The following is a 22,277-nucleotide window of genomic DNA, read 5'->3' as shown; positions in this document are numbered from 1 at the left end:
AAGTTGCTTATTGTTTCCCTATTTTAGCGAGTTTGAACTTCCTGACGGATTGAACCTTGTTTAGTGTTTCCCGTCAATCCGTTACAGCGATCCCCAAATTAACGTGTGGCTTTGCTCTCGATTTCTGCTAGGGTCAGTTAAATTATTGGTAAGGTTGCTGAACATTTCTTCGCTTATTTCTTTGAGGCTGCACCGTGCCTAAACGTTTTTCAATATTCCCGCTTCTTGTTTTCCTTGGTTTAGGGAGCGTTGCTCTCCCCGCCTCTGGGCAAGCACTCGTGCCCTATACGCTACAAATGGAGTCAAAAGAGCTAGAGCAGCAGGGTTTGAACCTGGCACAAGATGCGGCTCAGCTAGCGCGATTCCAACAATACGATCTAGCATTGCCCAGAGCGCGATTGGCGACTCAGCTGGCTCCCGACAGTTATCAAACCTGGTTTTTACTAGGAAGTTTGTTTTTGCAAGCGCAGGAGGTAAATAATGCCATTGATGCCTTGCAACGGGCGAGAACCCTTCAACCCAACGAACCGGGGATTCTATTTGCTCTGGGAAGCGGGCACTTTCAGCAGGAAAAGTATCAGGAAGCTGTTAGTGTTTTGCAAGCTGGGTTAAAGATCAAACCCGATGTCCCGGAAGCTTTGTTTGATTTAGGCAATGCCTATTACAAACTGAAACGGTTTCCAGATGCGATCGCTCAGTACCAAAAGGCGGTTGCTAAGGAAAAGAAATTCTGGCCTGCAATTAATAATATTGGGCTAGTTAAGTACGAAATGGGCGATATAGATGGGGCGCTTAGTGAGTGGCGTTCCGCTAGCTCTCTCGATAAGGAGGCGGCAGAACCCCGGTTGGCGATGGCGGTGGCGCTGTATGCGAAGGGCGATCGCGAACAGGGTTTGTCTTTGGGAGAGGCTGCGATTCGGTTAGACAGTCGCTACGCCGATGTAAAATTTCTCCAAGAAAATCTTTGGGGCGATCGCTTGCTCACAGAAACGAAAAAGTTCCTGTTAACTCCCAGAATTCAGGAAACAATTGCCCAAAATGACAACGAACCTCGACAACCGCAAAACGCCCCTGAGTGAAGCATGAAGAATAAAGGACGAAGGATAAGATTTTATCCTTCGTCCTTTATTTTTTTGCGGGTAGTTTTAAACGTAAAGGCATAGAAGCTCAAGACAAACCCACAGACACTAGATAGGGTGTAGGGTCTACGCCAAATGCATCGAGAGGCTCAACAGCTTGCTGTTTACTGTGAATGCCCGATTGCTTCGCTGTTTTACTTCCACAGTGCGATCGCGCTTAGGAGCATCTCTGCGACAATACACTAAATCCAGTTAACCCTCCGCAGCCAAGGCCAAACGCCTGTCTGCCTTCTCAAGATGACACCTTCACTATGTTCTTTGACGACATCCTTCAATTCTTCAGTGGTCAAGGCGTAGCCTAATTCACGAGCAACTTTTACGAATTCCTCTGGACTAGCTACTTCTTGGAATTTTTCGCGTAAACCTGGATCGTAGGTAGCAGCTTCCAGAAATTGACAGGCACTTTCTTTAGACATTTTGACAATCCCCCTACTCTACTGTGTCTTTTTTAGTTCATGCACTATAGCCATTTTAATCGTGCGCTATACTGCTGAAATTCTTTTTTAATCCTATGTTACAGACAGCCGCATCTACCAACCTGAATATTCTTTTAGAAAACCTCCTTTTCCTAGTAATTGTTACGTCTTTTCTTATCTTTGCGGGTTGGCTTTGGAGACATTCACCTCCCTTCACGATTCCTCAACCACTTCCGCCTTGGTTTAGAGCGTGGTTATTTGTTGTACTGCTAGTGGGAGTGGCGCTTCCCCTAGTAGCAATGGTTCTGTGGGGCATATGGTGGAATCATCCCAGCGTATTTCAGGTACTGGTGCCGTACTTTGTCATTTTGGGGTTACAAATTTTATCCGAAAGCGTGACAACGAGATGGTTTCAATCCTGTACGTTCGTGATGGTTCCTTGCTTATACCTTCCTTATCGCGTTTGGCAATTATATAGTGGATTGACGCTTCTGAATTGTGAGAGTGGGACAATCTGGATACAGAGATTATTAGTGCTGGAAATTGTCCTTTGGATTTTTAATTACGGCGTACACTTGTCGCAGATTCCCCGGCTTCTTAATTGGGAATTAAAACCTCAAAGTGATTAAAATTTAGCGGCAGTTCTTGAAAGGTAAAAGTATGTGAGTAGATGAATTATGGCAGCGTATTCACATCTTAAAGCCATGAATTTATATTAATAATACTTAGTAATTATTTTGATTGGTAGATGAAAAGCACAAACTAGAGTACGATAACGGCTATAGCCGTCCTAAATAATTCGTGAATTATGAGACCTCAACTTCTTAGAGAAGCTGGGGAGCTGAAGGGTGGCATCTCGCAAATCCAATAGGATTACTATGGATTTAATTAGCAGGAGATTTATAGGATAAATATCAAATTATTATTTTTATAATATTTATCTTTAGGTCATAAAAAATTCTGGTAAAATTTAATGGTTGCTCTAAATATTCAATGTTGTATATTTGTAGAATCAAAGCGCAGCAAAATACTAAAAAAATTAACAATAAAGTAATAGTAAATCTTAATCACCGGCACTATTTATATTAGGGCAGAAATTTCATCTACAACTTTCAGCCGGTTCTTGCGGACAGCGTAAAGTAGCCGATCAATTGCTCGTTTGTCTTCTTCGCTGATTGCATCTTGCAACAGTGCAGCCATCAGCCCATATCGGTCAGCCAGGGTAATGCTACCAGTGTAGGTAGCTTGAGCAAATAGTTCAGCGATCGCAGAGTCGAGAGGGCAGATTTGAACAGGCATCTTACGGACATTAACTCGATACTTCTAATATCACGCTTTTGTCTGGTTTACTAAGTGATTAACCACTGTAAAAAATGTGACGATACCCTAGATAATCATGCGATCGCCGGTCTAAGTAAAGGTGATGAGCAGCTAATTGCTGAGTGATATAAATCACACAACTAGCCCTGCGACGGAGACTGCTCTGGGTGCGATTCTACTTTGGGCTGAACCACAACCGAAAGATACTCGCGGTAACGACAAATCTTGTCGCCACGAACATCGAAAGCGATCGCCCCTCGGTTCTGATAAGGCTTCCCCCGCAGATGCCCCTGAGAGCGAATCTCAAACACAACGGTCGTCTCGTTACTGGTAACGCCATCTAGCGTCACCACCAGCTCATTGTTGAAAGCTTCAGACGCATACTCAAAGAAAGCAGCTGCCCGTACTTTACCGACATTTTCCCCCTGATATTGCCCCACTGGAAACCAGAAGCTAAAGTCATCCGCAAGCATTTCCAAAAACGGTTCCCACTTGCCGGTTCCCATCCCCTGAGTGAAGTGCCCAAATGCACGCTGGGCAGTTTCCATCGTGCTTTGTTGTGTTTGTGCCATGTTTGTAAGCTGCTGCAACTAAATCAATTGTGGCAAAAACAAGCGGAGAGAAGCCGTAGAAATCTCATCGGAACCGCAGGATGCCTGCTTGCACGCTTCGGATGCCGCTACCAGCTACTAGCACCCTCGATATATTGTCCCACCGATAATTAGTGCAGAGGAACTTTCAAAAATGCGGCAAAATTGAGATGCGAATCTTCGGAGACAAGCAGGGATGAATAGCAACCAAAATGAGGGGCAGGCTTCGATTCTGCCCTTACCTGAAGATAGTGACACAATGCGGATACGACCTTGGGGCACAGTCACCGTTTTAGAAGAAGGGCAACGCTACCGGATTAATCGCATTGAACTCAACCCAGGTCATCACATTAGTACCCAAATGCACTATCACCGCAGCGAACACTGGATCGTTGTATCTGGCACCGCCAAAGTGATTTGTGATGGTAAAGAGACAACCTTAATTCAAAAACAGTCAACCTACGTGCCGATGTCTACACCTCACCGGGTTGAAAATCCAGGGTGTATTCCTCTCGTGATGATTGAAGTCCAAAATGGGGAATACCTTGGAGAGGATGACATCATCCGTTTTGACGACGCGGAAACCTAACATCTCATAATCAAAGGATATCGTGGTTCTCACTTGAATCAAATACAAGATCGAACCCTCTAGCTTCTTCCCTTGTAGGGAATGGGCTAGGGGGTTAGTTTTTTGGCGATAGGCGGAGGATGCGATCGCATTTGTTGAGTTTCAAAAGGGTATCGCTATGAGGCTGATATTTTTTAATGTCTTACTCGTGAGTTATGCCATCTGGCATAATTGCCCCTGTTAGAATAGTGGCTTTCAAATCAGCTCCGCTCAGATTAGCCCCTTTCAGGTCTGTACCACTCAGATCAGCACCACTCAGATTTGCATTTTCTAAAGCTGCGTCATTCAGAATAGCACCCTTCAGATTAGCCCCCTTTAGGTTCGTACCACTTAGCTTGGCACCATGTAGATTAGCACTGCTCAGATTGACATAACTCAAGTCGGAAGCGCTCAGGTTTGTATAACTGAGATGGGCTTTTTCCATATTTGCGCCTATCAAAATTGCTTCACTCAAGTTTGCACCATTGAGTTTTGCATTACCTAAATCAACTCCATCACTCAAATCAGCGCCACTCAGATCAGCTTCAACCAAACTAACATCCTTCAAATTAGCACCTTTAAGATTAGCCCCCTTGAGATTAGCAACGCTTAAGTTGGCAGCACCTACAAAACCACTGAGTTTAGCACGACGCAGGTTAGCGCCGCTTAGATTTGCATAAGCTAAGTCAGCGCCACTCAGGTTGGCTTCAAACAGGCTGGCATTGCTTAGGTCAGCACCAGTTAGATTGGAACTACTCAAATTAGCGCGGCTAAGGTCAGCACCACTTAGGTTGGAAAGACTTAGCTCGTTAGAACTCAGGTCAGCATGGTTAAAATTAACTTTACTAAAATTGGCACGACTCATGTCAGCAAAACCTGTGGAAGCCTCTTTGAGGTTAGCTCCCTTCACGTTCGCCCCACTAAGGTCACACCAGAGACAGGAGTTATTCCCCAATAGTTTATTGACATCTTTGATATTTTCAGCAAAAGCTGGTTCTGTAATGCAGATCATAAAAATGCCTATCACCAGTATTACGATAGCCAAAATCCTAAATCTCATCCCTTTTTTACCTCTATCCGTGTTCAAATGAGTTGACAAGTGATATAAGAGCCAAATCATGCTTGAACTTAGTGTTCCCACTGGTATACAGAAATATTGAGCAGGCGGGAAACTTATCTACCACCAAGCTAAACGATTAGGAGTTTTCAGCCCATAAATAACCCCTCTGCCATTGCAGAGGGGGGCTGTTACAGGTTATGCTTATCTAACTGTGGACTAGCGCAACGCGCCAGAGGGAATACCCAAAATATCCTCAATTTTGGGCATATCTTCCAAGGAAATTACGCGACCTTCATCCTCAAAATTAGCGATTTGGTCGAAGTTGAGATAGCGATACAAATCACCCTCAAAAGGATGAATCTTCTTCGCCACAATGTCCATGTATTCTTGCACTGTGGGAATGCGACCTAACATCGCACAAACCGCTGCTAATTCAGCAGAACCAAGATAAACTCGCGCATCTTTGCCCATGCGATTATTGAAGTTGCGAGTGGAAGTTGAAAATACGGTTGTACCGTCATCCACACGCGCCTGATTTCCCATGCAGAGACTACATCCCGGCATTTCTGTACGCGCACCTGCGGCATCAAATACGCTATAAACACCTTCTTCCTTGAGTTGGTGTTCATCCATTCGGGTTGGGGGACAAATCCAGAGGCGAGTTTTAACTGCTGCTTCGCCTTCCAACACTTTCGCAGTGGCGCGATAATGACCAATATTCGTCATACAAGAACCGACGAATACTTCTTGTACGGGGTCATTCTGAACCTCGGACAGCAACTTAACATTATCTGGGTCATTGGGTGCGGCGACGATTGGTTCCTTGATTTCGTTCAAGTCAATCTCGATAATTTCCGCATATTCTGCATCTGAATCGGCTTCCATTAATACGGGATTTGCCAACCATTCTTCCATTTTTGCAACGCGGCGCATGATGGTACGGGCATCTTGATAACCCCGCGCTACCATATTTTTCATCAGCGCTACGTTGGAACGCAGATATTCAGAAACTGTCTCGATACTTAACTTAATTGTGCAGCCTGCACAAGAACGTTCAGCACTCGCATCGGTAAGTTCAAAAGCTTGCTCAACTTTTAAATTTGGCAAGCCTTCAATTTCCATGATTCGCCCGGAGAAGATGTTTTTCTTGTTCTGCTTCTCTGCTGTTAGCAAACCTTTTTGAATTGCCACGTAGGGAATCGCGTTCACGATATCCCGCAGCGTCACACCGGGTTGCAACTCGCCTTTGAACCGCACTAAGACGGATTCTGGCATATCTAAAGGCATCACGCCCAAAGCAGCTGCAAAAGCAACTAAGCCGGAACCGGCGGGGAAGGAAATTCCCAAGGGGAAACGGGTGTGGGAGTCGCCGCCCGTTCCTACGGTATCGGGTAGCAGCATCCGATTCAGCCAAGAATGGATAATGCCATCGCCCGGTCGTAAGGCCACGCCGCTACGAGAAGCAAAGAAATCGGGCAGTTCGTGATGGGTTTTGATGTCAACGGGCTTCGGATAAGCGGCGGTGTGGCAGAAACTCTGCATCACCAAATCTGCGCTGAAACCGAGACAGGCGAGTTCTTTCAACTCGTCGCGGGTCATGGGTCCTGTTGTATCCTGAGAACCAACTGTTGTCATCAGCGGTTCGCAGGAAGTGCCGGGACGCACACCATTGAGTCCGCAGGCTTTCCCGACCATTTTCTGCGCTAGAGTAAATCCCTTGCCGGTATCGATGGGAGGGCGAGGGCGGATAAAGATTGGACTGGGTTCTACTAATCCGAGGGCAATTCTGGTTTTATCGGTGAGGGTACGCCCAATCAGGAGGGGAATACGTCCGCCTGCGCGTACTTCGTCAGTGATGGTGTCGGGTTTGAGGCTGAAGGTGGAGATTACTTCGCCTGATTCGTTGGTAATTTCACCTTTGTAAGGATAAATGGTGATTACCATGCCGGTTTCCATGTGGGTGACATCGCACTGGATGGGCAATGCACCTGCATCTTCGGCGGTGTTGAAGAAAATCGGCGCGATCGCATTCCCTAATATATATCCCCCTGCCCGTTTATTAGGTACGAAGGGTATATCGTGCCCGATGTGCCACAAAACGGAGTTAATTGCAGATTTCCGGGAGGAACCCGTTCCTACGACATCCCCTACATACGCTACGGGATGCCCTTTTTTCTTCAACTCGACAATCGTTTCCAAACTTCCCGGTTGCCGAGATTCCAGCATTGCCAAGGCGTGCAATGGAATATCCGGGCGGGTTGTGGCATGGGTGGCGGGAGATAAATCGTCGGTGTTCGTCTCTCCGGGCACCTTGAAGACGGTGACGGTAATCGCTTCTGGCAAGGTGGGGCGACTGGTAAACCACTCCGCCGCCGCCCAAGCGTCAATGACTTGCTTGGCATAGGAATTCGTCTCGGACAATTCCAAGACATCGTGGAAGGCGTCATACACCAGCATGATTTTGCTTAAAGCTGTTGCGGCGGCTGATGCCAATTCATCATCAGATTTGAGTAAATCTATCAACGATTGCACGTTGTAGCCGCCTACCATTGTTCCCAGCAGTTCTACTGCATAGATAGGGGTAACTAAAGGGCTAATGGTTTCGCCTTTGGCGACAGCGGTGAGAAAGCCAGCTTTCACGTAAGCAGCTGGATCGACGCCTGGAGGAATGCGATCGCGCAGCAATTCCAACAACGTCTCTTCTTCACCCGCTGGAGGATTTTTCAACAAGTCGCACAATTGAGAAGTCTGCTGGGCATCCAACGGCAGTGGTGGAATTCCGAGTGCCGACCTCTCAGCGACGTGTTGACGATAAGATTCAAGCATTTTCAAGTCTCCTAATCTCAGCAAAATTTGGGGGCGGTAGCGCTTTTATCGCATCGCTTTTGTGTTCTCAATCGGAAGGATGCGATTCACACGCTTTTGCCCTCGATAGTTAGAAGTCAACACAAGGTATGGCGCTACTACTTAAGTCGCAGATCAACTTTATTAATTATTGTGAAAAAATGGAATAAAATTTGTAGGATTCGCTGCAACTACCCTTACCCGTAACGGTTGATCTGGCAGGATACATTCCCATAAAAAAAGGGCGATCGCTCTCTATCGCCCACGTAGCTTTATAAACCAGGAATCCGTCGTCTTCAGCTTTGAAGATTTCGTGCTTAGATAAGATTTTACACCTAAAGGGGGAGGAGTGCGCTCCTTCACTCTTTACGGTTGAGTCAGCAATTACTGCTGACTCAACCGCAAGCACAGCCAGATATTCTGGAAACTCCTAGAGGCACAATGTCAGTTGCTTCGACTCTGCTTCTAGAAGGCGAATTAGATTTTCGTCACCTTTGGCTTTAGCGACTTGTATCCGATGTTCCAAGCTGCGGTGGATATTCGCTAAGTGACTTTTAGCGGCGTTATCCAACACTTTTCGCCGATTTGTATCGGTTGGCAATTTCCGATCGCCTAGAGATGCCATCCCTTCACATGAGATTTGCCTCTCTAGAGCATCCCTAGTCGTGCCGGTTTTGCCGATGAAGTAGGGGACTCCCCGATAGTTCAAGTTAACAATCGCATCGGGAACTGCAATATGTCTGGGATATGCAACGTTGTAAGTCTGTCCCCGATACTTCCCCACAATCTCGCTTTCGGTTACTTCCAGCGTGGGTGAAGTTTTTTCGTAGCTGACGCCGCGATAAGAGAGTTTCATAAGTTTCGCCTCCGATTGAGTTTCCTGAGTATTTGTGACTAAGCAAGGCACGCTGCTTCGCGATCGCGCTCTACTTTTATTCCCCAGAGCCACTGACGGCTATGAATACTCAGTCAGTGGTGAACTAGCTAATTTATTTCTGTATCTATTTTTACATTTTTCCTTTTAAAGTGTCAATTTTTAAGAGATTTTAAGAAAATCTTTTGAGCGATCGCTGGGAAATCGTCCAACTAGACTCTACTGGCTGCTGATGCCTATTGCTTTACTTGATTTAGTTGCCGGGAGAAGCGAAAAGTAGCTGTACAAATCGGGAAACAATCAATGGTTCATCAACGACACTAAAATTAGTCAAGAACCCTCTATCGGAAGTATTAAACTTCGTCTACCTCCTCAGAAGGATAAACAACTCGATTTTAGTGGTGCCAAGAAAAATTATGAAACCCAAAAGCTTTTCTGCGTTACAAATTTTAATCAAAAGAACCGCCATTCTAATCATTGCGGCTTTCGTGCTGGTTGTGGTTTTTGTGAATCGGGCAAATGCAAACGGGGCGGAGTTCCTGGTAAGTAACGGCAATAATTTCGATGTCAATGAAATTCAATTTAAGCGAGTTGAATATGTCGGACAATGTCCGGGAACTGTAATGAATCCCGGCACAAGGAAAGCTCAGTTTGTTTCTAAATCAACTCCACCCGCACCGAAAAGGAAAGTGACAATCCGGAACGTGACTCAGGGCATGAAGAGTAATCCTTATCCCTACACGAGCAGAGGTTACAGTGAAGGGCAATATTCTCAAGGGGTTGATTTGAGTTTGGGAAATAGCCATCAAACTCGTACTTTTGCAGTTTTAGAAGGCGAAAATAAGTTTGAGTATGAAATTAAAGAAGGAGAAAGAATAATTGAACAAGGCACTTTTACAGCGGAAGTTTCTGTCAAAGATGTTGGAGTTTTTCCCCGCGATACCATCTGTGAGGAAAAATTAGAATGTCGGGACGATGGAGACTGTTACGACAGAGACGGAAAGAAGAGAGGAAGTCGCCAAAGATGCTATACAACGAATACCTGCCATTGTCCTGACTAATAAAGCTTATGCGGCTGGCAAGTCACGGAGGAAATAGAAGCGATCGCTCCCATCACCCCCTTTTTTTCGCCCCAAGTATCCCGTTAAAGGTGAGGAAAGCTCAATCAGAATATCGTGCATTTCCTCAGTTTTTAATGGCTGAGGAGGATGGGAGCCAAAATATGCGCCATGTAAAGCTTCAACTCCAGCATTATCTAAACCTGTGTTTTGCAGGTAATTTTTTACAAGCTGGACTAGATGCGATCGCAGACGAATACTACTTTCAACTTTTTGAATATATTCATCGATCCTATAGTCAATTTGTCCAGGCACTAAATACGGTTTTAGCTCAATTGGGTTGACTGAACCAGGAAATTTAGCTTGTAATTGAACTAGCTTTTGTAAAGTCATAGGATTAATGATGCTGATTCCAAAAGCAAACTTTTCGGCTGATTTTTGAAGATTAGGTGTCGGTTGACCAGGACCAATAATTAACTTAACAGCTACTTGAAAACCATCTGCACCCAGATGTCTTGTCCCAATTCTGATTAATTCTTCAACTGTACCATCAGGGATACTCTTACCTGCTTTGCATTCTCCTACTAACGGATAAGGCTTTATACAGTACAAGTCCATACCACCTGCACCGCCTTTAGCATTGGAGTCAACACCAAAGCCTAAAAAGGCTAGGCTTTTATGGACGATTTGTTCAAAAGCTGTGCCTTTTTCGTAATTACCGCCAGTCGTAGCAGTGCCCAAAGCATTGATTGTACTAATCCAAGAAAGGTCTGGATCAAGCTGTTGGATAGGTTGTTCGTTTGCCCAACCTAAAAATGTTTTGATATAGTGATTTAATTTCTCAGATGCTGGAGCAGTGATAGACATCTGAGCGATCGCATTCTGCAACTCTTCCAATTCTGGATGCGATGGCGGTAGTCGATTTTCTAGCTGGTATCGGCGTTGGGAGAAGAGGCGATCGCTCACTACAGGCGAAGATTCAGTAACAGTCAGAAGATGCGGTAAAGAAACAAAATTACCCTTAGTATTTACCGGAACTTCTAGCGGATGAAGGAGCGGATAAACTCGCAAATAAGCCAGAAAAATATAAGGACGTTGAGACAGGATTTGCTGCAATGCTTCTTCTGTCCAAATTGTCAACCGCGACAAAGCTTCTAACGCTTTAGAATTATCTATAATTTGGCAAAATTCGCACCTAGCCCAAGCTTTAATTGTGACTATTTCAGAATTTAGCTGGGTAAATTCAGTTTGAGCGATAGACAAAAAATTCGGGCGATATTGTTGCTCTGTTGGCAGCAAGTTAATCGAAGTATCAGCAGGATAAAGAGCAAATTTTCGCCCCGGATCAATGAATGTCCGAGGCATGGCTGCGATCGCTCTCCCTTCACTTAAAGCTTTAACGTCTGGCGCTGGTAGTTTTAAAGCAGTATCAATATTTACAGAATTAATTGACGGCATACTTCATTTTATTGTTGAAATTGAGTTAATAACCAAGCCACAACTTGCGAGTGTGCCATTTGACGACTGCGGCGCAAAGTCTCTTCTAATACTGCCATTTTTAAACCTGGTAATACTTGAGATTGAGTAATTCTTCTACTACCGCTAGAGATGATTTCAAAAGCAATTATTTGAGCTTGTTGCACATCAACTATCCAATATTCAGATACTTTAATATCTTCATATAGCAATCGTTTTTCGCCTTTGTCGTCAGCTAAGGTAGTGTCAGAAATCTCAATAGCTATATCTGGCGGTGGAGTAATGTCAAGATTAGCAATCGCCGTTCCTATTGGTACCATTTGCGCTTTTTCTCCGATGTAATAAGATACATCAGGTTGGCACTCTCGAACACCTGTTTTCCGGTAGCTACAGTTATCCAAGCAATTCAGTGGGATGTTTTTGAGAGCGGCGAATAAGGTGACAGCAATAGCAATAATCCCATTATCTTTTGCATGATCGGGACCTACTGACATAGTTTCAATCCTCATTCGTCTATTGGAGTAGTAGCCTTTAGCTTTTTGATAAGCTGGATCTTCAATGGTTTGGATAAATTCATCCCATGTAGCTACAATCCAAGTATCAGTCGGTAGTTTTGTCCGCATGGTACTCATAAATTTCTCAGTTTTGATTAGACATATCTTGAAAAGGTCAGATGGATACTCTATTGATCTTTTCAAGATATATTTATTATCAATTGATGCGGAAGTCAAACATTAATTTTGCTGAGTAAGGTGTTGATTCCCTCTTCCATGTTGTCTGATTCAGCTACATCAGACGTCATAGGTTCCTCTGAAACTATGGGTTCTTCTTCAATCATATCCGTAGGTACTTCATAAGATGGATCGCTGAGAATCTCTTTAAGCAAAGGGTTAGTGCTTCCCAGCATTTTCTCAGCTCCTTTCTCAGTGATAAACTTAATAATTTCAGCCTCACTTAGCTTATAGTCCACTTCTCGCTTTTGATAGACAGCACGAATAGCTATTAGAGGTTTTATCTCATTTTCTTTGAGTTCCACAAATTCTCCACCTTGTTCTCTAATTAGAGGTTCAAGATACTTGGATTCCATAGGTTTAGTCATTTTCTTAGACCTGGAACGAACTAAACAACCTCTAGTTAAATCAAATTTTTTATAGTCATTCAGCTTGCCCAAACCTGTTGATAATGAGACACCACCAGCATACTGAAGAACTGCAACGCCAATTTTTACAGGTTGTCCGTTTTCTTTGCCAATTATCTTGAAATTGAGGTGCTTGTCTGTTTTATTTTTACAAACTTTATCTGTAACCTCTTCAATGGTTACTCTTTCTACTGTCTGTCCGATGAATGTCTGAAAGCCAAATAAAAGAGCATCAGCAAGTTGGGAATTATCATCTAAATAATTTTCTGGGTCTTGCTCAAACTCTTTTGTAAAAGCAGTTTCAACTGGATCTTCTTCTTTTACAACCTGGCCTATAATTGGAGGATTACAGTTCTTTTTGCACCAATCTAAAACCTCTCTAATGGTTGGTTTTTCTTTACCAAGGTTGCGGAGTTGGCTTTCTGTGAATGGATAAAGTGGATCGGAAGCAACTAAGTTTCGTACTTCGTAATATTTTTTCAACCACAAAGTAACTAATTCAACAATAGATTCTCCGTCCATGTACTTTAATTCAATAGGATTTCCCTGAGCAGAGACCTTATTATAAACCCCGCCAGGTAGCTGCTTTACTTTATTACTCCATTGAGCAGGCATCATTACGCTTAGAATCACACCACGACTGAGGTTTTGCAACATATCTTTGATTAAACCAGCAACAATTTGGCTTATGTGCAAACCACTAATAGCATCGTAGGCATCAGGCGTATCTAACTCATCAAAACAAATAACGAGTTCCTTGTATTCACTAATTAAATCTAGGATTTGCAGAACTGCATCAAAAGATTGACGTTGGGTAGGTAATTCTAATTCAATAGATTTGTGGTGAGCTAGTTCTTGACCCTCTAACCATTTGGTTGCATAAAGTGATTCTTCATCTGAAAGTGTCCAGAAAATCGCTTTGACAATATCAGGATCGTTAATATCTTTAGCTTTCGGAAAGGCTTTTGTTAAATCTTTTACCAATTTCTTGACTTGAGGTGGCTTGCTACTCTTAAAACGTTCAACTAATTCTTTAGAAGAAAAAAGTTTAGGGTTTGGTTTGACAGCTTTTAAAGCATGATTGGTCATTTCTGTTGCTAGTTCCTGCCATTGTGTCACCTCTTGAAAGCCAATTTTCCCCAGGCTTTCGGCTAAAATTCGTTGAAATCCTTGCTTAATTTGGGAAAGCTCACCATATTTGCCAGCGTAGACAAATAACCCACCACCTTGATCTTGTAGACGATGGCGAATGCGGCTAATAATGTGAGTTTTACCCGTTCCGTCCTGAGCAGAGATGACTATTGAAGTTGTTGAATATTGACCAGCACTAATTTGCTCAAGTGCCTGAAAAACTGCATTAGAAGCATGGGCATTAAGAGTTTCAATATCGGTGAAACTCTTACCCCAAACATCAGTAGCATTAAGATAAGGAGGCTTAGCAAACGGGTTTTGACTCAAAAGAGCAGCGTTAAGGGCTTCAGTGGAGGAAACAGAAGAATTAGTCATGGCTTATTGTGTGAGGTAACGAATTTACAAAAGAATTTAGATCAATTTTTAGAACTTAGGCGCTTGACATAATAGCGTACTGCGCCAAGTTCAGTTTTGATCGAGTCTTCAGCTTTATCAGGTGTGATGTCTGTCATCTCGCCACCTATAAGTTGGACAAGATCGTTGGCTTGCATTTCCAGCAGCCACTCGTTGAACTGCGATCGCGTTACCCGCTCCCCAATCTCACGCCGAATCCGGTAAATCGGCACCAAGTTGTCCAGGTTATAATCCCGGTTCAGCCGCTCGTAGACATCCAACGCCACAGGCTTAAACTCGTCGTAGGATGCGATCGCTTTCTCGGTTGCCTGATTCGATGTAGCAGTCGCCCCATTTACTGGCGTTCCCGTCTCTCTGAGCCACTTCAACAAAGCATTACCAGTTTTTGCCCCAATTTGGCTGTCAAACTGGAAATCAACATTTTTCAATCCCTCACCAAGCATCTCAACGCCTTTGCCAGACAGGGATATTTTGTTTCTGGAGATAGCGATCGCTCCAGATGTTTGCAACTGTTCAAAAACGCCTTGATAGTCCCCTGCCTTCTCATTCGTCCGTTTAACTCTTTCGGTTAAATCACCTTTTTTAACTTCCTCATCAGTTCCTCCCAAATCCCACAAAGCAAGAAGCACGCGAGTTTTAGCGTGAGCTTCCGTACCTCTTAACCCTTTAGTGGTATCTTTTGATTTTTCTTTTGTTGTCATCTCAGTAATTCCAGATAATTGCGATCTACAATTAGTATTCCCATTCAATCTAACCAAAGTTATAGTTCCCGTCACTCTCAAGCAAATTGCGATGAGACACGGAAAAAAAGCCAATTTACTAAAACATTAAGTTTGGTTAAAAAAAGTTAGTATCTGGTGGCTTGTGGATATCGACTCAATTCTTCAACCGTTTCAGCGCTTTGGTGTTCATCTCGGTTTAGAGCGCATTCAAAAATTATTGGCAGACTTGGGCAACCCGCACCACAAAGTACCAGTGATTCATGTCGCTGGAACGAATGGTAAAGGCTCAGTTTGTGCTTACCTTTCCGCAGTGCTGACCGAGGCAGGTTATCGCGTGGGGCGATATACTTCCCCTCATTTAGTCGATTGGAACGAGCGCATCTGTCTAAACGAACAGCCGATATCGCTGGAAACGCTAGAAAATTTGCTGCTACAAGTCCAAGCAGCTATCCAACCGGATGAAGAGTCACCGACGCAGTTTGAAGTCATCACCGCCGCCGCTTGGTTGTATTTTGCTCAAGCTCAGGTAGATGTAGCGGTGGTGGAAGTGGGTTTAGGAGGGCGTCTGGATGCGACGAATGTATGCCCGAATCCCCTCGTCACAATTATTACTTCTCTCAGTCGAGAACACTGGCAGAACCTTGGCCCTACTTTAGCGGATATTGCCAGAGAAAAAGCCGGTATCCTCAAGGCGGGATGTCCTGCTGTGGTGGGACAGTTGCCAGAGGAGGCAAGGGCGGTGGTACAGCAGCGGATCATTGAACTGGATTGTCCGGTTGTTTGGGCTGAACCGGCGGTGGAGTTAGGAACCGCGAAGACGCAGACGCCAGGGGAAGAAAGAAGGGTGGAGTATCAGAGGATAAAGTATCCTTTGCCGTTATTGGGAGATTTTCAGCTGAATAATTCGGCGTTAGCGATCGCATCTCTCCAAATTCTCTCCTCACAAGGTTGGGAAATTTCAGAAGCAGCGATCGCTTCTGGTATGGCAAAAACTCAATGGGTTGGGCGTCTTCAGTGGACAAGTTGGCAAAATCATCGGTTATTGATCGATGGTGCCCATAATCCAGCCGCCGCGATCGCGTTGCGTCAATATGTCGATACTCTGGATAAATCGCCGATCCATTGGGTGATGGGGATGCTTTCTACGAAAGATCATGCCGATATTTTTAGTGCATTACTCAGAAAGGGCGATCGCTTGTATTTAGTCCCCGTCCCGGATCATAGTTCCGCCGAGCCAGAATATTTAGCTACCTTGGCTCAAAATATCTGCCCAGAATTAGCCGATTGTCGCACCTACCCGGATCTTGCGGCTGGATTAGAAGCTGCGATTTCTCCAGAAAGTTTATTAGTTTTGTGTGGTTCACTTTATTTACTAGGTCATTTTCTGGAACAAAACCGCTCTGCTGCATCCAAATAATCCTTGTATTTTCAAGGCAGAGGAACGCTAAGGTAAACGCAAAGTAACGCAGAGGAAGAATCCCTGGATTACTCAGGACTCGCCGCCAAGTTTTTGCACAAAATATCGTGCTGCACTTGCTCTGGGGTTTGGTTTCCGTTGACAGTCAATAACCTTTGGCGATGTTCGTAGTATTCCAGGATAGGAATCGTGCGTTCTTGGAATAATTCGAGGCGGCGTTTTACGATTTCTGGTTGATCGTCTGGACGCGATCGCTCTAAAGAACGGCTCATCAACACTGATTCTGGCACTTCTAGCCAAATTGCCCAATCTAGATGTTGCCCCAAATCTTCCAACAAAAAATCTAATTCTTCTGCTTGAAAAGCAGTACGCGGATAGCCATCTAACAGCCATCCACCCTTAATATCCGGCTGTTGGAGACGCTGGCGCATAAATTCGATCATTAGGCGATCGGGCACTAACTCACCCTTTTCTACATAGGATTGTGCTTGGATACCAAGGGGAGATTGGGATGCGATCGCTTGCCGCAAAATGTCGCCCGTGCAAATTCCAGGAATCCCCAGGTGACTGCATAGCAATGCAGTCTGCGTTCCCTTACCTGCCCCAGGCCCTCCTAGAATTATCAGTCTCACGGCACCTTGCTCCTGCTGTGATTGAATCAAGCATCGCCGGAAGCTGAACTTTGATCCAGCTTTCAACCAAGCCTATGCTGGCTATTTTGCCATTGTTCGGGCGCTTAGCGAGACTGACGAAGCCAAGAACTAATACAAGAACGAATACAGGATAGTCAACACTTAACGGGCTTGACGGATAGATATATCTAGTGTTTGATTATGAGGCAAAATAAAAAAATACACTACATATCGTTTGCTAACCAAACTTTTCTGGGGCAAGCGATTCGCTCTTCAAGATTCCTCACGATTAAACTTCGCCTTATGGTTGCCCAGCTAGAAACCCCAGCGCTTCATTCAGATCGTCGCCTGCTCCCCACTATTGAAGGACTGGTGCAAGTTTTTACCGGCGCTCACCGCAGCTTTTTTACTGGCGTGATGGCGCAAGCGCTGCGAATTGCCGGTCAAGGAACCTCAGTTTTAGTAATTCAGTTCCTCAAAGGCGGAATTAATCAGGGACACGAACATCCCATGCGCTTAGGGCAAAATCTAGATTGGGTTCGCTGCGACTTACCTCGTTGCATTGATACCCCGCACCTCGACGAAGCGGAAACTCACTCTTTACTCCAGCTTTGGCAGCATACCCAGAAAGTAATATCCGAAGGCAAATATTCCCTCGTCGTTCTGGATGAATTGAGCTTAGCGATTAACTTTGGCTTAATTCCCGAATCCGAGGTACTGGCGCTGCTTGAAAAACGCCCTGCTCATGTAGATATCATTTTGACTGGCCCAGAAATGCCCCAAGCGCTTCTGGATGTCGCCGATCAAATTACTGAAATACGTCGTAGTCACCGACCGTAGGGAATGCACTCACTTCACGCTATCCTAGTATTCCGGTTGGGATTACTTGTGAACCTGTGATTAAGAACGATATCTGGATTACTGAAATGGCTCAAAAGGGTATGATTTCGCCCTTTGAGCCTAAATTAGTTCGTCGCGTGGACGATTTACCTGTTATCTCGTTTGGTCTGAGCAGCTTTGGTTACGATATCAGGCTCTCGCCTGTGGAATTCCACATTTTTAGGCATATTCCTGGCACAGTCGTCGATCCCAAAAACTTTAATCCTGAAAATTTGGAGCCGACAAAACTCCATACCGATGCGAATGGTAGCTATTTCATTCTGCCAGCTCATACCTATGGATTAGGAGTGGCATTAGAAAGACTAGAAGTGCCCGAAAATATTACTGTATTGTGCATTGGAAAAAGTACATACGCACGATGCGGGATTATTTGCAATCTAACGCCTGCTGAGGCTGGTTGGAGAGGACATTTAACCCTAGAGGTTTCTAATTCATCAAATGCAGATTGCCGTATTTATCCCAATGAAGGCATTGTGCAACTGCTATTTTTTGAGGGTAAACCTTGCGAGGTGAGCTATGAATCTCGTCAGGGTAAATATCAAGATCAGCCGGAAAAAATTGTTATAGCACGGATATAAGGAAATACTCAGGTGAAATACTTTCGTGTTGAGGTAGTTGCTGCCACGCCGAATCCCCAACAAGTTATCTGGGCAGCAATGCATCAAGATTACTCCGAAGAGTTGGTTTGGAATAGTTGCGATCGCTGGCCTGATGAGGAGCGAAGCGGCGAACTGATTATTAAACATTTATTATCAGGCGATCGCGGACATTACGGCCCTCTAGAACATCCTCAAATTACTGTTAATGTGGGTTATTTCCCGCATTCAATGATGCAGCAACTCCGCACTCATCGCGTGGGCGTGAGCTTTGATGTACAATCCTTCCGTTATACCGGACAGAGAATTGTTGATGTTGTAGAGGGCAAATTAGATATAGAAGAAGCTTTCTATTTACGTCCGGTTGGTAACTATACGAACCGTCAAGGAAAACGCTATTTGTATTCGGAGGAACAGCGTCAGGATGATTTGGAATGGTGCAAAGACGCCTGCAAACATTATAAAAAACGCATAGATGAAGGACTTTCAGAAGAACACGCTAGAGGAATTATTCCTTTTGATGCCAGACAGCATTTTGTGCTGAGTTGTAATGTGCGATCGCTCATGCATCTTTTAGACCTGAGATGGAAAAAAGATGCTCAACTTGAAGCACAAAAGTTTTGCGAATTGCTCTGGGTTCATTTTGAACAATGGACACCTGCGATCGCTCAATGGTATTTGGAAAACCGAGCAAAAAAGGCAAAATTAGCTCCATAGCTTGCCAAAATAAACTTTATATGGTTATGAAGACCATGACCGCCTGAAGTTAAAAAAGCCTTCTAAGAGGTCTTCCAGGCGGGTATTTTTCTCAAGTCGTTGTCGGTGCCACTCGTTAGCAGTTTGTTGAATAATTTCTGATAAGGTGGGGGAAATTGCAGGCAGCTGACTGAGAGCATCTACTTTTATGTTCTGTCGCATAGCCAGCGCGATCGCCCCCATTAACTCAGCCGCTTCCATCCCCACCAGCGTTGCGCCCAGAATTTCTCCATTGCGACGCACCAGAATTTTACACAATCCCGTGATTTCCCCTAATATCTGGGCTGCTGCTACTGCCTTGAAATATTGCCGCAACACTAAGACATCTTTACCGTACTGGCGTCTCGCTTGCGCCTCGGTTAAGCCAACCCGCGCCAGCATTGGTTCAGAAAAAACGCCTGTAGGAATGCCACGATAGTCTACTTTGAAAATGGGTGCAAACAAAGCATTTTTTAGGGCGATGCTGGCTTCGTACTTGGCAATATGGGCAGCTTGATAACCCCCAGCAACGTCACCACAAGCGTAGATCCGGGGGTTTGTTGTTTGCAGCTTCTCGTTCAACTCCATCCCACGCCGGTTCATCTTGACGCCAACGCCTTCCAAGTTTAAAGCTGTGACATTCGGTTGCGGTCGAGTACATAGCAAAATTTCATCGGCTTCAATCGCTTTGTTGCCAGCTAGAACCCACTTTTTGCCGTCAATTTGTTTAACTTGCGTCACCTCTGTTTGAGTCAGGACGCGGACACCCTCAATTTCTAGCTGTGCTTGCACCACTCTCGCCGCCTCTGGGTCTTCTTTCGGCAGAATGTGGGAACTGCGTACTACCAGCGTGACATCAGCGCCCAACCGAGATAAAGTCTGCGCCAGTTCGGTGCCAGATGCGCCACCGCCAATAACCAACCAGCAGGGGCGAGGAGATGCGTCTACAGCTATCTGTTCGGGGGATTGCTGCCAAATATCTATCGGCGTCCGATAGCCAGTAGCTTCGAGTCCGTCAATTGCTGCAATCCCCGGACGAGAACCCGTGGCAATCAGGTAGGCACGCGATCGCAATCTCCGTCCATTGACGACAAAAGCGAGGTAAGGTTTACGACAAAATTCACCTTCCCCAACAATGACATCAACACCCAAAGAAGCCAAAATCGCTGGGGAATGTTGTTCTTCTAAAGTGGAGACGACGCCATCCGCCCACTGGATTGCCTCAGTCAATCGCCCCCCTGGAACGGGTTGCTGTTCTGTAGAATTAGCCAGATTCCAGGGGGCACCAAATCGATTGAAGTCACTTTGCGGGTGAATCACTCGCCTAACCTGAGTCAAAGCTTTGGTATAGAGAGACCCTAACTGTAAGGACGATTGCCAGCGCCCCTCAGAAGGTGGCTGGGGTTCGACTAAGGCGACGCGGGCTTGCAGGTTGGCAGCAGCAATTGCGGCATGACGCCCTGCCTCCGTGCCGCCTATTACGACTAAGTCGTACTCAACTGCCATGATTTGTTCTTTGTCAGTTGTTAATTGCTGATTGCTAATGGCTAATCGTTAATGGCTAATCGGAAAAAATGAACAATTAGCCATTAACGATTAGCCATTACAAAATTGCTGCTAGACCGTCGATTAGGCGCTGGTTATCAACTTCGGAACGCACGGCGACTCGGAAATAGCGATCGCCTAATTCTGGAAAGCTCAAGCAGTCACGGATCAGAATTTTACTCTGCTTGAGAAGTTTTTCCTGTACTTGCGAACTAGGTTGTTCTGACTCAACCAGCAAAAAGTTAGCAGCACCCGGTAGCGGTTGCAATCCCGGTATTTGCGCCAAACCTTGAAACAGGCGGGATTTTGCCGGTTCCAACCAATCCCAAGTTTGCTGTTGAAATTGTGTATCCTGTACCACAGCGACACCAGCGGCTGCGGCTAAGGTGTTGACAGGCCAAGGATCGCGCCATTGTTGCCAGCGCCGCAAGCGGTCTGGGTGAGCGATCGCATAACCTAAGCGCAGCCCTGGCAGACTGTAGAACTTGGTGAGCGATCGCAGAATCACCAAATTTGGGTAGTCTTGCACCACTGGAATGAGGCTTTGCTGCTGGGAAGGCGGCAGAAAATCCATAAAGGCTTCATCCATCACCACCAGCGCAAATTTCTCCAGATAAGGTATTAGAGTCTCCCGCAAAAACATCTGACCCGTGGGATTGTGCGGATTATTCACCAGTAGACCAAGGGGATTTTGGATTTTGGATTTTGGATTTTGGATTGGGAATCGTAAATCCAAAATCGAAGATCGAAAATCGGAAAGCGGGCACTCAAGTACGTTGGCGCTAAACGTCCGGAGTGCCCGCCAGTAATCGCCAAATGCTGGTGTCACCAGACACGTTCTTGTCAGTTCTGATAAATCCCAACTTGCCCAGGTTAGTAACTCTGCCGAGCCGTTCCCAGGCAGAATCCAGTCTGGCGGGAGTTGGTGCATCTGACCCAGAGACACCCGCAACTCGGCATAATCTGGGTCAGGATAGGCACGTAAGCGCTCCAAATGTGCCCCAATCGCCGCGAGTGCCGATTGGGGAGGCCCCAACGGGTTAATACTGGCAGAAAAATCAACAATGAGGTCGGGGGAACAGCCTGCCAGTGCAGCTGCCCAGGCTAAGTTACCCCCGTGAACAGGCCGAGTCAAGGATGATTGCCGCTTTGGATGAGTGGTTAATCTTCGGGCGCAACTTTTTCTTTAAACAACTTACCCGCAGAAAATGCAGGAACCTTCGTTGCGGGGATTTCCATTTTGTCCCCAGTTTTAGGGTTGCGACCCTCGCGGGCTTTGCGTTCCCGCGATTCAAAAGAGCCGAAGCCCACCAAAGTCACTTTATCGCCAGAAGAAACAGCTTCCATGATAGCTTCCAAGGCAGCCGTCAAAACAGCATCTGCTTGCTTCTTAGTGACAGAAGCCTTGTCTGCCACTGCATCAACCAATTCACCTTTATTCATGTTTAGTCACTCCAAATGGTTTGTACGGGCGTGATTATGACTAGCTCTAAAGTCCCAATCGGGGCTTTAGACACGAGCCTTTGAGGGCAATTTAGCCTCAAAAAAGCTGAAACTCTCGCTGTCTCGAAGTTTCACTGCATTATTCTAAAGTCTGCGTGCTGGATATGGATCGTCGAAAGCTTTAAGTTATGTAGATTTGAAGAGTTTTTTGATTAATTTT

Annotated in this window: 22 protein-coding genes; 8 read left to right on the top strand and 14 right to left on the bottom strand. The window is 45.3% G+C overall.

The genetic code is table 11. The annotated features are described in order from the left end of the window. Positions 1-194 precede the first annotated feature (194 nt). On the top strand, positions 195-1,079 hold the full coding sequence (locus tag NC996_RS00465; protein ID WP_339380202.1) for a tetratricopeptide repeat protein: 885 nt from the start codon (positions 195-197) through the stop codon (positions 1,077-1,079). A 242-nt stretch (positions 1,080-1,321) separates the two neighbouring features. On the opposite strand, the gene NC996_RS00460 is transcribed toward NC996_RS00465, so the two are convergent. After that, positions 1,322-1,555 (bottom strand): Nif11-like leader peptide family natural product precursor, encoded by a 234-nt coding sequence (locus tag NC996_RS00460; protein WP_190528204.1) that lies wholly within the window; start codon positions 1,553-1,555, stop codon positions 1,322-1,324. Between the two features lie 95 nt (positions 1,556-1,650). Here NC996_RS00460 and NC996_RS00455 point away from each other — a divergent pair, with 95 nt between their 5' ends. Then, positions 1,651-2,184 (top strand): hypothetical protein, encoded by a 534-nt coding sequence (locus tag NC996_RS00455; protein WP_190683210.1) that lies wholly within the window; start codon positions 1,651-1,653, stop codon positions 2,182-2,184. 451 nt (positions 2,185-2,635) lie between these two features. Here the strand turns inward: NC996_RS00455 and NC996_RS00450 are convergent, their stop codons facing one another. Together NC996_RS00450 and NC996_RS00445 are read right to left on the bottom strand one after the other, a co-directional pair. Then, a complete protein-coding gene (locus tag NC996_RS00450) occupies positions 2,636-2,854 on the bottom strand; it encodes a hypothetical protein (protein ID WP_190430739.1) in 219 nt (72 codons plus the stop codon). Positions 2,855-3,015: 161 nt separating this feature from the next. Then, a complete protein-coding gene (locus NC996_RS00445) occupies positions 3,016-3,447 on the bottom strand; it encodes a nuclear transport factor 2 family protein (RefSeq protein WP_190683207.1) in 432 nt (143 codons plus the stop codon). A gap of 277 nt (positions 3,448-3,724) precedes the next feature. On the opposite strand from NC996_RS00445, the gene NC996_RS00440 reads away from it, so the two are divergent. After that, on the top strand, positions 3,725-4,054 hold the full coding sequence (locus tag NC996_RS00440) for a phosphomannose isomerase type II C-terminal cupin domain (RefSeq protein WP_190440011.1): 330 nt from the start codon (positions 3,725-3,727) through the stop codon (positions 4,052-4,054). 181 nt (positions 4,055-4,235) lie between these two features. Here the strand turns inward: NC996_RS00440 and NC996_RS00435 are convergent, their stop codons facing one another. From NC996_RS00435 to NC996_RS00425, 3 genes are all read right to left on the bottom strand, one after another. Next, positions 4,236-5,084 (bottom strand): pentapeptide repeat-containing protein, encoded by an 849-nt coding sequence (locus NC996_RS00435; RefSeq protein WP_190439943.1) that lies wholly within the window; start codon positions 5,082-5,084, stop codon positions 4,236-4,238. A gap of 264 nt (positions 5,085-5,348) precedes the next feature. Beyond that, complete coding sequence (acnB, locus tag NC996_RS00430; RefSeq protein ID WP_190683204.1) at positions 5,349-7,958, bottom strand: bifunctional aconitate hydratase 2/2-methylisocitrate dehydratase; 2,610 nt, start codon at positions 7,956-7,958, stop codon at positions 5,349-5,351. A 448-nt stretch (positions 7,959-8,406) separates the two neighbouring features. Next, positions 8,407-8,832, bottom strand: a complete 426-nt coding sequence (locus tag NC996_RS00425; RefSeq protein WP_190683201.1) for a DUF4278 domain-containing protein — start codon at positions 8,830-8,832, stop codon at positions 8,407-8,409. A gap of 434 nt (positions 8,833-9,266) precedes the next feature. Between NC996_RS00425 and NC996_RS00420 the strand changes: the two genes are divergently transcribed. Next, positions 9,267-9,911 carry a hypothetical protein gene (locus NC996_RS00420; RefSeq protein ID WP_190537071.1) on the top strand — a complete coding sequence of 215 codons (645 nt, stop codon included), beginning with the start codon at positions 9,267-9,269 and terminating at the stop codon, positions 9,909-9,911. A 6-nt stretch (positions 9,912-9,917) separates the two neighbouring features. Here the strand turns inward: NC996_RS00420 and NC996_RS00415 are convergent, their stop codons facing one another. From NC996_RS00415 to NC996_RS00400, 4 genes are all read right to left on the bottom strand, one after another. Beyond that, complete coding sequence (locus tag NC996_RS00415; protein ID WP_190683198.1) at positions 9,918-11,366, bottom strand: DUF1802 family protein; 1,449 nt, start codon at positions 11,364-11,366, stop codon at positions 9,918-9,920. A gap of 8 nt (positions 11,367-11,374) precedes the next feature. Then, on the bottom strand, positions 11,375-12,016 hold the full coding sequence (locus tag NC996_RS00410; protein ID WP_190683195.1) for a Uma2 family endonuclease: 642 nt from the start codon (positions 12,014-12,016) through the stop codon (positions 11,375-11,377). Positions 12,017-12,111: 95 nt separating this feature from the next. After that, positions 12,112-14,028, bottom strand: coding sequence for a P-loop NTPase fold protein (locus NC996_RS00405; protein ID WP_190683192.1), 1,917 nt, complete (start codon positions 14,026-14,028; stop codon positions 12,112-12,114). Positions 14,029-14,069: 41 nt separating this feature from the next. Further along, positions 14,070-14,768, bottom strand: a complete 699-nt coding sequence (locus tag NC996_RS00400; RefSeq protein ID WP_190683190.1) for a hypothetical protein — start codon at positions 14,766-14,768, stop codon at positions 14,070-14,072. Between the two features lie 163 nt (positions 14,769-14,931). Here NC996_RS00400 and NC996_RS00395 point away from each other — a divergent pair, with 163 nt between their 5' ends. Next, a complete protein-coding gene (locus tag NC996_RS00395) occupies positions 14,932-16,206 on the top strand; it encodes a Mur ligase family protein (RefSeq protein ID WP_190683187.1) in 1,275 nt (424 codons plus the stop codon). Between the two features lie 68 nt (positions 16,207-16,274). On the opposite strand, the gene NC996_RS00390 is transcribed toward NC996_RS00395, so the two are convergent. Next, positions 16,275-16,838: an adenylate kinase gene (locus NC996_RS00390; protein ID WP_190683184.1), complete on the bottom strand. Its 564-nt coding sequence runs from the start codon at positions 16,836-16,838 to the stop codon at positions 16,275-16,277. A 303-nt stretch (positions 16,839-17,141) separates the two neighbouring features. Here NC996_RS00390 and NC996_RS00385 point away from each other — a divergent pair, with 303 nt between their 5' ends. From NC996_RS00385 to thyX, 3 genes are read left to right on the top strand one after another with little or no spacing between them, the layout of a single operon-like run. Continuing rightward, on the top strand, positions 17,142-17,678 hold the full coding sequence (locus NC996_RS00385; RefSeq protein ID WP_190413785.1) for a P-loop NTPase family protein: 537 nt from the start codon (positions 17,142-17,144) through the stop codon (positions 17,676-17,678). Between the two features lie 56 nt (positions 17,679-17,734). After that, a complete protein-coding gene (gene dcd / locus NC996_RS00380) occupies positions 17,735-18,316 on the top strand; it encodes a dCTP deaminase (RefSeq protein ID WP_190537077.1) in 582 nt (193 codons plus the stop codon). A gap of 12 nt (positions 18,317-18,328) precedes the next feature. Beyond that, positions 18,329-19,051 carry an FAD-dependent thymidylate synthase gene (gene thyX / locus NC996_RS00375; RefSeq protein ID WP_190683181.1) on the top strand — a complete coding sequence of 241 codons (723 nt, stop codon included), beginning with the start codon at positions 18,329-18,331 and terminating at the stop codon, positions 19,049-19,051. Between the two features lie 24 nt (positions 19,052-19,075). Here thyX and NC996_RS00370 read toward each other — a convergent pair whose 3' ends face one another. The 3 genes from NC996_RS00370 to NC996_RS00360 form a co-directional block, all read right to left on the bottom strand. Then, a complete protein-coding gene (locus tag NC996_RS00370; RefSeq protein WP_190683178.1) occupies positions 19,076-20,575 on the bottom strand; it encodes an NAD(P)/FAD-dependent oxidoreductase in 1,500 nt (499 codons plus the stop codon). Between the two features lie 97 nt (positions 20,576-20,672). Then, the gene (cobD, locus tag NC996_RS00365; RefSeq protein WP_190683175.1) at positions 20,673-21,749 is read right to left on the bottom strand and encodes a threonine-phosphate decarboxylase CobD; all 1,077 of its coding nucleotides are present in this window, start codon (positions 21,747-21,749) and stop codon (positions 20,673-20,675) included. A 26-nt stretch (positions 21,750-21,775) separates the two neighbouring features. Beyond that, entirely contained in the window at positions 21,776-22,057 is a 282-nt protein-coding gene (locus NC996_RS00360; protein WP_190413637.1) for an HU family DNA-binding protein, read from the bottom strand. Positions 22,058-22,277 lie beyond the last annotated feature (220 nt).

The sequence above is a fragment of the Trichocoleus sp. ST-U2 genome (genome assembly GCF_039961875.1).
Classification (GTDB): Bacteria; Cyanobacteriota; Cyanobacteriia; order Cyanobacteriales; family FACHB-T130; genus FACHB-T130.
Note: the sequence above shows the minus strand (reverse complement) of the source record. Positions and strands in the feature narration are given on the sequence as shown.

Coding starts and splice junctions, on each gene's coding strand:
- NC996_RS00460 (WP_190528204.1), bottom strand. CDS start 1,555: ATGTCTAAAGAAAGTGCCTGTCAATTTCTGGAAGCTGCTACCTACGAT.
- NC996_RS00455 (WP_190683210.1), top strand. CDS start 1,651: ATGTTACAGACAGCCGCATCTACCAACCTGAATATTCTTTTAGAAAAC.
- NC996_RS00450 (WP_190430739.1), bottom strand. CDS start 2,854: ATGCCTGTTCAAATCTGCCCTCTCGACTCTGCGATCGCTGAACTATTT.
- NC996_RS00445 (WP_190683207.1), bottom strand. CDS start 3,447: ATGGCACAAACACAACAAAGCACGATGGAAACTGCCCAGCGTGCATTT.
- NC996_RS00440 (WP_190440011.1), top strand. CDS start 3,725: ATGCGGATACGACCTTGGGGCACAGTCACCGTTTTAGAAGAAGGGCAA.
- NC996_RS00435 (WP_190439943.1), bottom strand. CDS start 5,084: ATGATCTGCATTACAGAACCAGCTTTTGCTGAAAATATCAAAGATGTC.
- acnB (WP_190683204.1), bottom strand. CDS start 7,958: ATGCTTGAATCTTATCGTCAACACGTCGCTGAGAGGTCGGCACTCGGA.
- NC996_RS00425 (WP_190683201.1), bottom strand. CDS start 8,832: ATGAAACTCTCTTATCGCGGCGTCAGCTACGAAAAAACTTCACCCACG.
- NC996_RS00420 (WP_190537071.1), top strand. CDS start 9,267: ATGAAACCCAAAAGCTTTTCTGCGTTACAAATTTTAATCAAAAGAACC.
- NC996_RS00415 (WP_190683198.1), bottom strand. CDS start 11,366: ATGCCGTCAATTAATTCTGTAAATATTGATACTGCTTTAAAACTACCA.
- NC996_RS00410 (WP_190683195.1), bottom strand. CDS start 12,016: ATGAGTACCATGCGGACAAAACTACCGACTGATACTTGGATTGTAGCT.
- NC996_RS00405 (WP_190683192.1), bottom strand. CDS start 14,028: ATGACTAATTCTTCTGTTTCCTCCACTGAAGCCCTTAACGCTGCTCTT.
- NC996_RS00400 (WP_190683190.1), bottom strand. CDS start 14,768: ATGACAACAAAAGAAAAATCAAAAGATACCACTAAAGGGTTAAGAGGT.
- NC996_RS00385 (WP_190413785.1), top strand. CDS start 17,142: ATGGTTGCCCAGCTAGAAACCCCAGCGCTTCATTCAGATCGTCGCCTG.
- NC996_RS00370 (WP_190683178.1), bottom strand. CDS start 20,575: ATGGCAGTTGAGTACGACTTAGTCGTAATAGGCGGCACGGAGGCAGGG.
- NC996_RS00360 (WP_190413637.1), bottom strand. CDS start 22,057: ATGAATAAAGGTGAATTGGTTGATGCAGTGGCAGACAAGGCTTCTGTC.